The sequence below is a fragment of the Planomonospora parontospora genome, assembly GCA_014647935.1.
GTDB lineage: Bacteria > Actinomycetota > Actinomycetes > Streptosporangiales > Streptosporangiaceae > Planomonospora > Planomonospora parontospora.
On sequence record BMQD01000011.1, the window covers coordinates 263,630 to 276,650 of the forward strand.

Annotated in this window: 10 protein-coding genes; 8 read left to right on the forward strand and 2 right to left on the reverse strand. The window is 72.7% G+C overall.

What is annotated here, in order from left to right; genetic code table 11:
* Position 1: 1 nt before the first annotated feature.
* The 8 genes from IEZ07_RS19185 (at position 2) to IEZ07_RS19220 (ending at position 10,927) form a co-directional block, all read left to right on the forward strand.
* Positions 2-1,411, forward strand: a complete 1,410-nt coding sequence (locus IEZ07_RS19185; protein ID WP_191895976.1) for a carbohydrate-binding protein — start codon at positions 2-4, stop codon at positions 1,409-1,411.
* Positions 1,412-1,495: 84 nt separating this feature from the next.
* Positions 1,496-3,112 carry a chitinase gene (locus IEZ07_RS19190; protein WP_191895977.1) on the forward strand — a complete coding sequence of 539 codons (1,617 nt, stop codon included), beginning with the start codon at positions 1,496-1,498 and terminating at the stop codon, positions 3,110-3,112.
* A gap of 118 nt (positions 3,113-3,230) precedes the next feature.
* Entirely contained in the window at positions 3,231-4,418 is a 1,188-nt protein-coding gene (locus tag IEZ07_RS19195) for an MFS transporter (protein WP_191895978.1), read from the forward strand.
* 90 nt (positions 4,419-4,508) lie between these two features.
* On the forward strand, positions 4,509-5,942 hold the full coding sequence (locus tag IEZ07_RS19200; protein ID WP_191895979.1) for a putative hexosyltransferase: 1,434 nt from the start codon (positions 4,509-4,511) through the stop codon (positions 5,940-5,942).
* Positions 5,943-5,960: 18 nt separating this feature from the next.
* On the forward strand, positions 5,961-7,022 hold the full coding sequence (locus IEZ07_RS19205) for an AAA family ATPase (protein WP_191895980.1): 1,062 nt from the start codon (positions 5,961-5,963) through the stop codon (positions 7,020-7,022).
* The gene (locus tag IEZ07_RS19210; protein WP_191895981.1) at positions 7,022-8,833 is read left to right on the forward strand and encodes a vWA domain-containing protein; all 1,812 of its coding nucleotides are present in this window, start codon (positions 7,022-7,024) and stop codon (positions 8,831-8,833) included. Before IEZ07_RS19205 ends, IEZ07_RS19210 begins: the two co-directional genes overlap by 1 nt.
* Before the next feature lie 169 nt (positions 8,834-9,002).
* Positions 9,003-9,854, forward strand: coding sequence for a PhzF family phenazine biosynthesis protein (locus IEZ07_RS19215; protein ID WP_191895982.1), 852 nt, complete (start codon positions 9,003-9,005; stop codon positions 9,852-9,854).
* 203 nt (positions 9,855-10,057) lie between these two features.
* Positions 10,058-10,927 carry a hypothetical protein gene (locus IEZ07_RS19220; protein ID WP_191895983.1) on the forward strand — a complete coding sequence of 290 codons (870 nt, stop codon included), beginning with the start codon at positions 10,058-10,060 and terminating at the stop codon, positions 10,925-10,927.
* On the opposite strand, the gene IEZ07_RS19225 is transcribed toward IEZ07_RS19220, so the two are convergent.
* Positions 10,906-11,637, reverse strand: coding sequence for a helix-turn-helix transcriptional regulator (locus IEZ07_RS19225; RefSeq protein WP_191895984.1), 732 nt, complete (start codon positions 11,635-11,637; stop codon positions 10,906-10,908). The two genes, IEZ07_RS19220 and IEZ07_RS19225, sit on opposite strands and share 22 nt — an antisense overlap.
* A 4-nt stretch (positions 11,638-11,641) precedes the next feature.
* On the reverse strand, positions 11,642-12,775 hold the full coding sequence (locus tag IEZ07_RS19230) for an AI-2E family transporter (RefSeq protein ID WP_191895985.1): 1,134 nt from the start codon (positions 12,773-12,775) through the stop codon (positions 11,642-11,644).
* Positions 12,776-13,021: the final 246 nt, after the last annotated feature.

Consider the following 13,021-nt stretch of genomic DNA (forward strand, 5'->3'; position numbering starts at 1 on the left):
CATGAGACTACGTCGTACGGCCGTCGCCGTACTCTCCGCCGTGGCAGTGACGTCCGCCGGGCTGACCGCCGCGGCCACCGCCGCCACCGCCGCCCCCCACGCGAGCGTCGTGCTCGCGGCCCCGGCCTGGCAGGCCTGGACGGCCTACGCCGTCGGCGCCCGGGTCAGCTACAACGGGTCCGAGTACGAGGCCGTCCAGGGCCACACCTCCCTGCCCGGCTGGGAGCCGCCGAACGTCCCGGCCCTGTGGAAGCTCGCCACCGGCGGCCCCACCACGCCGCCCGGCACGCCCGGCCAGCCCGGCGCCCCCTCGGTCACCGGCACCACGAACTCCGCCATCTCCCTGACCTGGGGCGCATCGTCCGGCACCGTGACCGGCTACCGCGTCTACGAGGGCGGCGCCCAGAAGGCGCAGGTCGCCGGGACCAGCGCCACGATCTCCGGACTGGGCACCTGCGAGACGCACACCTACACCGTCAAGGCCTACAACGCGCAGGGCGAGTCGGTCGCCAGCAGCCAGGTCACCGGGACCACCACCGGCTGCACCAACCCCGACCCGCCCGGCAAGCTGCCCGGCGCGCCGTACCTCTACATGGGCTGGGGCAACCCGCCGAGCCCGGCCACGGTGATGGACGCGACCGGCGTCAAGTCCTTCACGATGGCGTTCATCCTGGCCCAGAACGGCTGCAACCCGGCCTGGGACGGCCAGCGCCCGCTGACCGGCGGCACCGACGCCTCCGCGATCAACACGATCAAGTCCAAGGGCGGGAGCGTCGAGATCTCCTTCGGCGGCTGGAGCGGCAACAAGCTCGGCCCGAACTGCTCCACCCCGCAGGCCTTCGCCGGTGCGGTGCAGAAGGTCATCGACGCCCACGGCCCGGCGGTGGTCGACTTCGACATCGAGAACACCGACGAGTTCGAGAACCACACCGTCCAGGACCGCATCCTCAACGGCCTGAAGATCGTCCGGCAGAACAACCCGAACGTGAAGATCGTCGTCACCATCCCGACGTTCAAGACGGGCCTGAGCGCCGCGGGCATCCGGCTGGTCAACCAGGCCAAGGCGCTGAACGTCCCGATCGACAACTACACGATCATGCCGTTCAACTTCGGCGGCACCGACATGTACCAGGACACGGTCAACGCCTCCGAAGGGCTGAAGAGCTCGCTGAAGAGCGCGTTCGGCTGGAGCGACGCCGAAGCTTACGCGCACATGGGCATCTCCGGCATGAACGGCAAGTCCGATCAGGGGGAGACCACCACCCCGGCCACGTGGACCCGGATCCGCGACTGGGCCAAGTCCAAGGGCCTGACCAGGCTCTCCTTCTGGTCGACCAACCGCGACCGGGTCAACGGCGGCGGCGCCCCGCAGGCCGAGTGGGAGTTCACCAGGATCACCGCGGGCTTCTAGCCGGTACGGCCCGCGCCCCCGCCCCCCGGGGGGTGCGGGCCGTACACCTCCGACACCCCCCAGCAGAGCCTCGTGAGGCAGGTCATGAACCAACGATCGGCGCGGATGCGGCTGGCGGCGCTCGCCGTCCTGGCGCTGGGCGGAGCGACGCTCTCCGCCTCGCCCGCCCATGCCGCGAACATCACCACCAACCCCGGGTTCGAGGACGGGCTGACCGGGTGGACCTGTTCGGCGTCCTCGGGCGCGGCGGCGGTCTCCTCTCCGGTGCACGGCGGGTCCAGGGCCCTGCAGGCGACCCCGGCCGGCTCCGACACCGCGCGCTGCTCGCAGACGGTCGCCGTGAAACCGAACACGTCGTACACGCTCTCGGCCTGGGTCCGCGGCGGCTACGTCTTCCTCGGCGCGAGCGGCACCGGCACGACGGACGTGAGCACGTGGACGTCCTCGCCGTCGGCCTACGCGCAGCTGACCCGGACGTTCACCACGGGCCCGTCGAGCACGGCCGTGACGGTCCACGTCAACGGCTGGTACGGCCAGGGCGCCTACCAGGCCGACGACGTCGTCCTCGACGGCCCGCGCGGCGACGGCGGAGGGGAACCGACCCCCACGCCCACTCCGACCGTGACCCCCACCCCCACCCCGACGCCGACCGTGACACCGACCGTGACACCGACGCCCGCGGGCGACCGGGTCCTGGTCGGCTACCTGCACGCCTCGTTCGCCAACGGCTCCGGCTACGTCCGGATGGCCGACGTGCCGGACGAATGGGACATCATCAACCTCTCCTTCGGTGAACCGACCTCGGTGACCTCCGGCGACATCCGCTTCACCCGCTGCCCGGCCGCCGAGTGCCCGAACGTCGAGTCCGAGGCCGAGTTCACCGCCGCGATCAGGGCCAAGCAGGCCGCCGGGAAGAAGGTGCTCATCTCCATCGGCGGTCAGAACGGCCAGGTCCAGCTCACCACCGCCGCCGCCCGCGACGCGTTCGTGCGCTCGGTGAGCGCGATCATCGACAGGTACGGCCTCGACGGGCTGGACATCGACTTCGAGGGCCACTCCCTCTACCTCGATGCCGGCGACACCTCGCTGCGGGCCCCGACCACCCCGGTGATCGTCAACCTGATCGCCGCGCTGAAGGCGCTCAAGGCCAAGTACGGCGCGAAGTTCGTGCTGACCATGGCCCCGGAGACGTTCTTCGTCCAGCTCGGCCACCAGTTCTACGGCCCCGGCGCGAACGGCTCCGCCGACCGGCGGGCCGGGTCCTACCTGCCCGTCGTCCACGCGATGCGCGACGACCTGACGCTCCTGCACGTCCAGGACTACAACTCCGGCCCGATCATGGGCCTGGACGGGCAGTACCACACCATGGGCACGCACGACTTCCACGTGGCCATGACGGACATGCTGCTCGCGGGCTTCCCCATCGCGGGGAACCCGGCCAACGTCTTCCCCGCCCTGCGCCAGGACCAGGTCGCCATCGGCCTGCCCGCCGCGCCCTGGGCCGGGAACGGCTTCACCACGGTGGCCGAGGTGCACAAGGCCCTCGACTGCCTGACGAAGGGGGCGAACTGCGGGCCGTACCGGCCGAAGGCGACCTACCCGCACCTGCGCGGCCTGATGACCTGGTCGATCAACTGGGACCGGTACAACGGCCACGAGTTCTCCCGCAGCCACCGGGCCTACCTCGACCGGCTCGGCTGACGATCTCCTCGCCGCCGGGGAAGACGGATCCCCGGCGGCGAGGCCCCGCCCTCACTCTCCGTCGCACTCCCGCCCCTCCGGTCACATGAAGCCACGGCATCCCGGGTAATAGGGCCGCATGCCGGACGGAACACGCAGCGGCCAGACGCCGAACCTCATCCTCGCCACGGCCGCGTTCGCGGTCACCTTCTGGGCGTGGAACCTGATCGGGCCCCTGGCCAGGACCTACAGCGGGCAGCTCGGCCTGTCGCCGACCCAGACCTCCATGCTGGTCGCGATCCCCGTCCTGGTCGGCTCACTCGGCCGCATCCCCATGGGCATGCTCGCCGACCGCCTCGGCGGCCGCCTGATGTTCGCCGTCGTCTGCTTCGTCTCGATCATCCCGGTGCTCGGCGTCGGCTGGTCCGGCTCGTACGGCGCGCTGCTGCTGTGGGGCTTCCTGCTCGGCGTCGCCGGCACCTCCTTCGCCGTGGGCGTCCCGTTCGTCAACGCCTGGTACGAACCGGCCCGCAGGGGCTTCGCCACCGGCGTCTTCGGGGCCGGGATGGGCGGCACCGCGCTGTCGGCCTTCCTCACCCCCCGCCTGGTCGAGGTGCTCGGCCGGACCCAGACCCACCTGCTGATGGCCGCGGCCCTCGCGGTCACCGGCGCCGTGATGCTGCTCCTCAGCAGGAACTCGCCCGACTGGCGGCCGTCCACCGAGCCCGCGCTGCCCCGCATGCGCGACGCGATGCGGATCAAGGCGACCTGGCAGTGCGCGTTCCTGTACGCCGTCGCCTTCGGCGGGTTCGTCGCGTTCTCCACCTACCTGCCCACCCTGCTGCAGAGCGTGTACGCGTTCACGCAGACCGACGCGGGACTCCGCGCCGCCGGATTCTCCGTGGCCGCGGTGCTCGCCCGGCCGCTCGGCGGGATCCTGTCCGACCGGATCGGCCCGGTCAGGGTGCTGACCGCCTCCTTCGCGGGCACCGCGGTGATGGCGCTCGTCCTGGTGCTGGAACCGCCCCCGGAGATCCCCGCCGGGCTCACCTTCGTGGTGACGGCGTTCTTCCTCGGGCTCGGTACCGGCGGCGTGTTCGCCCTGGTCGCCAAGCTCGTCGAACCCTCGCGGGTGGGCACCGTGACCGGCCTGGTGGGCGCCGCCGGAGGACTCGGCGGCTACTTCCCGCCGCTGGTCATGGGCGTGGTCTACTCCGCCTTCGGGGCCTACGCGGTCGGCTACGTCCTGCTCGCCGCGACCGCGCTGGCCGCCCTGGTCTACACCCGCAGGGCGTTCCCCGCCGCCCGGCCCGGCGCGCGGGCCTGACCGCACGGGACGCGCGAGCCTGGGAGACAGGTCTCGTTTCCCCGTCCGGGTGGTTGTCCGCTCCCCGGATCAGGCAGGCTAGGGGCCGCCATGGACAACGCAATTCTCACGGGGATCGTCCTCGTCACAGGTGTCGTGCTCGCCGTCGTCGCGCAGTGGAGGGGCTGGCGCCCGTCGCTGCCCGTCGTGCTGGCCGTCGGGGTCGGCTTCAGACTGCTCATCATGGCCGTCGCGGCCATGAGCGAGTGGCAGCCGGTCGACTTCGTCAACAGCTTCAAACCCGCCGGTGAGGCGGTCCTGAACGGGCAGGACCCGGTCCTGGGCAGCAAGGGCGGCTGGCACTTCCTGCCGACCATCCCGTACGTGTACGGCCTGCTGCTCTGGCTGGGCATCCCGTGGGAGTGGGGCGGCCGCCTGGTCACCGTGGTGGCCGACATCATCCTGATCCCCCTGGTCGGCAGGCTCGCCGGCGGATCCGCCGCCTCCCTGCGCGCCTTCCAGTACGCCTGCAACCCCCTGGCCATCCTGGTCGCCTCCGTGCACGGCCAGGTCGAGCCGGTCGCCCTGGTCTTCGGCGTCGCCGCCTTCGTCGTGGCCCGCGGTCCGGGCGACCCCGACCGGCCGGGCCTGCGCCACGACCCGGTCACCTACGTCCGGCAGGCCGTCGCCGCCCACGGGTTCGGCGGCGCCGTACGGCGGGCGAGGGAGTACGGCATCGGCCGCGCGCTGCGCCAGGGGACGGCCCGGGGGCTCACCCCGCGCGAGGGCGACCGGGCGGCGCTGCGCCGGGCCCTGTTCGCCGGACTGCTGATGGGACTGGCCCTGTGCGCCAAGAGCTGGCCGATCTGGCTGATCCCCGGCATGCTCCTGCTGCTGCCCACCGTCCGGGCCCGCGCCGTCGCGTTCGTGGCGACCGGCATCATGCCGGTCCTCTTCATCGTCACCGAACCCCTCCTGCTGAACGCCTCCCTGGACGAGATCGTCCAGGCCCTGCGCACGATCGGGGACATCCGCCCGATCGTCGGCGAGTGGGGCTACAGCGCGATCCTCGTCGGCGGCGACTGGACGCTCGACTCCGGGATCGCCACCTTCGGCACCCGGCTGATCTACGTCACCGTGCTGGTGACGGCCTTCCTGTGGCGCCGCGCCGACCCGGTGGACCTCACCACCGCCGTGCTGCTCGCCTTCATGGTCGTCACCCCCCGCCTCGGCGCGCAGTACCTCCTGTGGTTCATGCCGTTCCTCGTCGCGCGGCCCACGCCCAACCGCTTCTACTGGCCCGCGGTCATCGGCGTCTGCCTGTGGGCCGGGTACGGCTACCTCCCCATGACCCAGTCCTGGGAGATCTGGTCGACGCAGCACGCGGCGTGGGCCCAGGCCTCGGTGGCGCTGCTGCCGATCCTGGCCTACGCCATGCCCTGGGACCGCCGGGTCCCGGTCGCCTGCGTGCAGGGCGAGGCACCCGGCCGACCGGCCCCGCAGCCGTCCGACCGGACGGAAAACCCGGTGCGGACGCCGGGGTGACTTGTCACCCTTGTCGGCATGCAGGCAACGGTCACCGTCACCCCCGCGCAGCTCCCCGGCGTGCTCCTGCACGTCGCCGTGGTGCGCCCCGTCTTCCTCTGGGGCGCACCCGGCATCGGCAAGAGCTCCCTCGTCCGGGACTTCGCCGACGCGCTCGGACTGGAGTGCGTGACCATGCTCGGCACCCAGCTCGCTCCCGAGGACCTCATCGGCGTGCCCGAGCTGGTCGGCGGCCGGAGCCGGTTCGCCCCGCCCGAGACCATCGCGCGGGACGAGCCGTACTGCCTGTTCCTCGACGAGCTCAACGCCTCCGCGCCCGAGGTGCAGAAGGCGTTCTACTCGCTCATCCTCGACCGGCGCATCGGCGCCTACGAGCTGCCCGCCGGCTCCGTCGTCATCGGGGCGGGCAACCGGGCCACCGACAACGCGCTGGCCCGGCCGATGGCCTCGGCGCTGGTCAACCGACTGGTCCACGTCCACCTGCGGGCCTCGGCCACCGACTGGCTCACCTGGGCCACCGGTAACGGCATCCACCCGTGGATCGTCGAGTACCTCACCCAGCGCCCCGACCACCTGTGGAGCGCCCCGCCCAAGACCGAGGAGCCGTTCTCCTCACCGCGGGCCTGGCACATGCTCTCCGACGTCATGCACTCCTACGGCGACGGCATCGACGACGACACCCTGGCCCTGCTGGCCTTCGGCACCCTCACCACCGCGCACGCGTCCGCCTTCCGCGCCTACGTCAAGACGGTCCGCCACGCCTACGACCTCGACGCCGTGCTCAAGGGCGACGTCCCCTGGCCCCGCGCCCCCGAGGAGCGCGACCTGCTGTACTTCCTGTCGGAGACCTTCCGCGCCCGCCTGATGAAGGAACTGCCCGCCGACAAGCGCGGTGCCTCCTCCCGCGGGCGTGACCTGGCGTTCCGGGCGAAGACGCTCCTGGTCGAGCTGGCCGAGATCTCCCTGGAGTGCGCCCAGCTCGTCATCGCCAACGACGCGAACGGAGCCCCGGCCCTGCCCACCTGGTTCCTCGTCGAGGTGGGCCGCGACCTGCCCCGCCTCGTCGCCGCGAGGAACTGATGCCCAGGCAGAAGGCCAAGGTCGACCCCTGGCGCCAGAAGGCGGAGCAGGGGTGGCGGCTGACCACGGACCACCCGCTCTTCCGCGCCTACCGCTACCGGCTGCACGTCGCCCGGGACAGCGAGCTCGCGCCGGACGCCTGGGGCGCGGTCTCGGCCGAGGGCAGGGTCCGCCACCACCCCGGGCGCCGGGCCGAACCCGAGGAGTGGGCGTGGGTCTTCGCCCACCTCCTGCTCCACCTCGGCTTCGGCCACGCCGACCCGCGCTCCGCCCTGCCCGGGGACATCGGGGAGAGGACCGGTGACCGCTGGGAGACGGCCTTCCTGCCCGACCCCGCCTACCGGGCCGCCTGCTGCCTGGCCGTCGACCGCTTTCTGCGCACCCTCAAGCTCGGCCGCTGCCCCGAACCGCTCCCGGCCGAGCTGCCCCACGAGGACGAGACCACGCTGTCGGAGCGGTGGCGCCGCCTCGGCCTGCCGGCCGAATACGAGCCGACCGGCCCGCCCGACTTCGTGATCGGGGACGAGGAGGCGGCCAAGCAGATGGACTTCCAGCGGAACTTCGCGATCGGCGTCGCCGACACGGCCACCGCCGCGCTGGATCTCGCGGGCGCACCCCGCTCCACGGGGGACCGGCACGTCGACGGGCCGTGGGATGCGGCGCTGCGCTGGTTCGTCTCCTCCTACCCGCTGCTGGGCGCCCTCGCCGCCGGGATGAAGATCGTCGCCGACGTGGAGCTGGCCAGGGGCTGGGACATCTCGATCGCGGCGGTCAGCGCCGAGTCCGCCGAGATCTACGTGAATCCGCTCGTACGGATGTCGGTGGAGGAGTGGCGGTTCGTGCTGGCCCACGAGATGCTGCACGCCGCGCTCCACCACGGCGAGCGCGTCGGCGGACGCGACCCCTACCTGTGGAACGTCGCGGCGGACTACGTCATCAACGGCTGGCTGGTGGAGATGGCCGTCGGCGAGATGCCCGAGGGCCTGCTGTACGACCAGTCGCTCGCCGGGCTGTCCGCCGAGGCCGTCTACGACCGGATCGCCGCAGACCTGCGCCGCCTGCGCAAGCTCGGCACCCTGCGGGGTCGCGGCCTCGGCGACGTGCTCGACCGCCCGCTCCCGCACCCCGGAGCGCCCGGCCGTCACACGGACCTCGACGAGTACTACCGCAACGCCCTGTGCACCGGGCTCGCCTACCACCACAACAGCGGCCGGGGACTGCTTCCCTCCGGCCTGGAGCAGGAGATCCGCGCCCTGGACCAGCCCCCGCTGCCCTGGGACGCCGCGCTGGCCCGCTGGTTCGACGAGCACGTCCCCTCCGCGGACCGGCGCCGCTCCTACGCCCGCGCCTCCCGCCGCCAGGCCTCCAGCCCCGACATCCCCCGTCCCGGCTGGATCCGCCCCGAAGAGCTCGTGCGGCGGGCGACCTTCGGCGTCGTCCTGGACACCTCCGGCTCGATGGACACCAGACTCCTGGGCAAGGCCCTCGGCTCCATCGCCTCCTACGCCACGGCCCGCGACGTGCCGCGCGCCCGCGTGGTGTTCTGCGACGCCGCCGCCTACGACGCCGGATACCTCCCGGTGGAGGAGATCGCGAACCGGGTCCGGGTCCGCGGCCGGGGCGGCACCGTGCTGCAACCCGGGGTCAACCTGCTGGAGCGGGCCGAGGACTTCCCGCCCGCAGGCCCGATCCTGGTGATCACCGACGGGTGGTGCGACGTGCTCCGCATCCGGCGCGAGCACGCCTTCCTCATCCCCGAGGGCGCCCGCCTCCCCTTCGCCCCCCGCGGTCCGGTCTTCCGGATGAGGTGAGGCGGCGCCAGCGGGGGAGGCCGGGAAGGACACCCTTCCTTCGGCGTGGCCTCGGGCTCCGGCGGGCGGACCGCGTCCCGCCCCGGGTCCGTGCTCCGGGGCGGGACGCGGTCCGGAGCACGGTCCGGAGCGCGGTCCCGGACACGGCGGCTGCTAGGTTCCTGGAAATGTGAGGAACAATGTGGAAGTCCTGCGCTACACCGCCTTCACCCATGATCCGGCGGGCGGCAACCCCGCCGGGATCGTCCTGGACGCCGCCGGCCTGACGGCCGAGGAGATGCTCGCCGTCGCCGCCGAGGTGGGCTACTCCGAGACCGCCTTCCTGACCGAGCGCGACGACGAGAACCGCGTCTTCCGGGTCCGCTATTTCGCGCCCTCGGCGGAGGTCGACTTCTGCGGGCACGCCACGATCGCCACCGCGGTGGCCCTGGCCGAGCGGCTCGGGACCGGTCCGCTGGCCTTCCGCACCAACGCCGGAGAGATCGCCGTGCAGACCGGTGTCGAGGGAGAGTCGCTGCTCGCCACCCTCACCAGCGTGCCCACCCGCTCCGCGCCGGTGGCCGAGGACGCGCTGGACGAGGCGCTCGCCGCGCTGCGCTGGTCCCGTGACGAGCTGGACAAGGCGTTCCCGCCGCACGTCTCCTTCGGCGGGGTCAGCCACCTCATGCTCGCCGCCGCCTCCCGCGAGCGGCTGGCGGACCTCCACTACGACTTCGAGGCGCTGCGGTCGGTCATGACCCGCCACGGCTGGACGACCGTGAACCTCTTCTGGCGGGAGAGCGACAGGCGCTACCACGCGCGCGACCCGTTCCCGGTGGGCGGTGTGGTCGAGGACCCGGCGACCGGGGCCGCGGCGGCCGCCTTCGGCGGCTACCTCAGGGCCCTGGAGGACGGAGTGAAGGAGTTCACGGTCATCCAGGGAGTGGACATGGGACGGCCCAGTGAGCTGAAGGTCTCGATCGCCGAGCCCGACGGCCGCACCCGGGTGAGCGGCGGCGCCGTCGCGATGGAGATCCCCTGACCGTCCGGCCTCCCGGTCTGCTTCCGGATTCCGGCCGTCCGGCCTCCGGCCTCCCGGCTTGCCTCTGGACTCTGACCATCGGGTCCCCGCCGCCCGGCCGTCTGGCCCCAGGTCTCCCGGATCGCCGATCCGCGGAGCGGGCGGGGCGGCGCGCGTCCGATTCCTGCAAGACGCCCGGCGGCGGCCGGGCGTACGGTCGGGGCATGAAGACGCTGACGAACGACGCCCTGGCTGCGGCCAGGCGTTACCTGCTGCTCAACGCCCGGCTGATCGACCGGCTGAGGTGCGAGAGGCTGCTCGACGGCGGACCGGTGGACCGGGCGCTGGCCGTACTGCGGAGCTACCAGAACGCCGACGGCGGGTTCGGCAACGCCCTGGAGCCCGACCTGCGCGGGCCGGAGAGCCAGCCCGAGCCGGTCGAGGTGGCGTTCTGGATCCTCGACGAGCTGGACGCGTTCGACGACCCGATGGTGATCCGGGCCTGCGACCACCTGCTGACGGTCACCGCGCCCGACGGAGGGGTGCCGTTCGTGCTGCCGAGCGTGCGCACCTCGCCCCGCGCGCCCTGGTGGGAGACCCCCGACGATCCGCCCGGCTCCCTGGTGCCGACCGCCTCCATCGCGGGCCTGCTGCACAAGCACAAGGTCGAGCACCCGTGGCTCGGCCCGGCCACCGAGTTCACCTGGGCGGCCATCGGCGGGACGAGCGAGCTCCAGCCCTACACCGCCCGCGCGATCCTGCACTTCCTGGAGCACGTCCCGGACCGCGACCGCGCCCACGACGAGTTCGCACGGCTCCGTGAGGCGATCCTGGCCACCGTCTCCCTCGACCCGGCGGCGGAGGGCGAGGCCCACTTCCCGCTGGACTTCGTCCCCGAGCCCGGCACCCTCCCGCTCTTCGGCGAGGAGGTGCTGGAGGCGCACCTGGACGCGCTGATCGACCAGCAGGGCGAGGACGGCGGCTGGGCGCCGAACTTCCCGATGTGGACGCCGGTCGTCGCCCACGAGTGGGGCGGGTTCCTCACCGTGTCGCGGCTGAGGACGCTCAAGGCCTACGGCCGGCTGACGAGCTGACGCAGGGGCACGCCGGCCAGCCGCCGCACCTCGTTGGACATGTGCGACTGGTCGGCGTAGCCGCTGGCCAGCGCCACCTCGGCCAGCCCGGCCCCGCGCCGGGCCAGCCGGACCGCCCGCTGGAACCGGACGACCCGCTGCAACGTCTTGGGACCGTACCCGAACGCCCGCACGCACCGCCGGTGCAGCTGCCGCTCGCTGAGCCCGAGATCCCGGGCGACCTCCCCGACGCTCCGCCCGGTCCGCAGCGCCTCGGCGACCACCGGCGCGGCCGGGTCCGGCCCTGGCGTCGCACGCAGCCGTACGGCCAGCGACTCCTGGACGGCCCCGAGGACGTCACGGACGTCTCCGTCGCCCGCGGTCCCGGCGGCTGCAATCGCGGCGGACACGGCCTCGGCGTCCAGTCCCGGCAGTCCGCCGAGGTCGGTCAGCGGCACCCGCAGGTCCCGCAGGGCCTCGACCGGCACTCCGAGCGCCTCGCCCACCGCGCCCGGCCGGAACCGGATCCCGGTGTAGCGGTCGCCCGGGGACATGGCGACCGGCATCGGCCCGGTGTCGGGCCCGGCCACGTGCGGCCCGCGCGGGCCCCAGACCAGGTCGACGCATCCGTCCGGCACGACCAGCCCGGTGCCGCCGGACGCCGTGACGCGCGTCCAGACGCAGACGAGCCGGTCGGCGAGGACGGGGTCGGGGGCCCACTCGCGGTACATGGCATCAGGGTACGGCGGAGGCCCCGGGGGGAGGCGCGGTTCCCGGTTCCGCGGGCGGGGCGGACCCGTCACCGGAGGAGGCGCGATCGCGTTCCCCCTCGGCAGGGAGCTCTCCGGAGACGAGCGCCGCGGCCCACCCGCCGCGCGGATCGCCGTCGATGAGCACGGCGCGGACCAGCAGGCTGAGCGGGATGGCCAGCAGGGCGCCCAGAGGGCCGAGCACGAAGGCCCAGACGATGAGGGACAGGAACGTCACGGTCGTGGACAGGCCGACCGCGTCGCCGAGGAACTTGGGCTGGACGAGCGACTGGACCACGAAGTTGATCGCGATGTAGGCGGCGATCACCAGGAGCATCGTCTCGAATCCGCCCTCCAGCAGGCCGAGCAGGGCGGGAGGGATGAGCCCGATGACGAAGCCGATGTTCGGGATGTAGTTGGTGATCAGGGCGAGGACGCCCCACAGGAGGGGGAGCGGGACGCCCAGCGCCCAGAGCGCGGCGGCGTCCAGCGCGGCGCAGACGAGGCCGAAGACCGTGGAGACGACCAGGTAGCGGCGGGTCTTGTGGGCGAAGTCGTCGAGCGCGGCGACGAGCTTCGGCCGGGAGGCCCGGCCGTGGGCGAGGACCTTGGAGAAGGAGCGCGCGTCCAGGCACATGGCGAGCAGCAGGACCACGATGAGGACCAGGCCGGAGAAGGCGCCGAGCAGTCCGGAGGCGAACCCCTGCACGAAGGTGAAGACCTTGCCCGGGTCGAACGACCTGATCGCCTGGTCGATCTGCTTTCCGCCGATCCCCAGCCGGGCGGCGAAATCCCGCAGTTGGGCGACGATCTCACCGAACTGGTCGCCGTAGGTGGGGGCCAGGCCGGCCAGCTGCGCGACGGAGAGGGTGAGGACGGCCATCATGCCGAGCAGCACGACCAGCACGATGGCCAGCGGGACCGCGACCTGCAGCCAGCCGGGGGCGCCGCGCGCGTCGAGCCGGGTCCTGACGGGGGAGACCGCCATGACGAGCACCAGCGCGAGGAGTACGGGGCCGAGGATGGAGCCGACCGCCTTGAAGCCGGCCAGCGTGACCACGGCACCCGCCGTGCAGAGCAGCAAGACCAGTGGCCGGGGGAGCACTCGTTGATCTGTCACGTCCGGTACCTACCCAGGGGGCGGAGAACACGTCTCGGCCGGGGACGCGGCTGATTTGACGGGGGTGTGGGTCGTACATATAGTTCACAGGCCCGAGGGGGTCGGCGGAGATCGCCGAGGACCTCGGGAACCCCCTCTGATCAGCTTCTTCGGTGGGACGCGTGCGTCCCGGCGAAATCCGGTTCGACACGAACGGGATGTCGAGGTAAGTTAGAGGGGTTGCCCCGGAAACGGGGCGGTTCCGGT

Bases quoted from the DNA above. Each gene is read 5' to 3' on its own strand.
- IEZ07_RS19225 (WP_191895984.1), bottom strand. From the start codon at position 11,637: ATGTACCGCGAGTGGGCCCCCGACCCCGTCCTCGCCGACCGGCTCGTC.
- IEZ07_RS19190 (WP_191895977.1), top strand. From the start codon at position 1,496: ATGAACCAACGATCGGCGCGGATGCGGCTGGCGGCGCTCGCCGTCCTG.
- IEZ07_RS19185 (WP_191895976.1), top strand. From the start codon at position 2: ATGAGACTACGTCGTACGGCCGTCGCCGTACTCTCCGCCGTGGCAGTG.
- IEZ07_RS19220 (WP_191895983.1), top strand. From the start codon at position 10,058: ATGAAGACGCTGACGAACGACGCCCTGGCTGCGGCCAGGCGTTACCTG.
- IEZ07_RS19205 (WP_191895980.1), top strand. From the start codon at position 5,961: ATGCAGGCAACGGTCACCGTCACCCCCGCGCAGCTCCCCGGCGTGCTC.
- IEZ07_RS19195 (WP_191895978.1), top strand. From the start codon at position 3,231: ATGCCGGACGGAACACGCAGCGGCCAGACGCCGAACCTCATCCTCGCC.
- IEZ07_RS19200 (WP_191895979.1), top strand. From the start codon at position 4,509: ATGGACAACGCAATTCTCACGGGGATCGTCCTCGTCACAGGTGTCGTG.
- IEZ07_RS19210 (WP_191895981.1), top strand. From the start codon at position 7,022: ATGCCCAGGCAGAAGGCCAAGGTCGACCCCTGGCGCCAGAAGGCGGAG.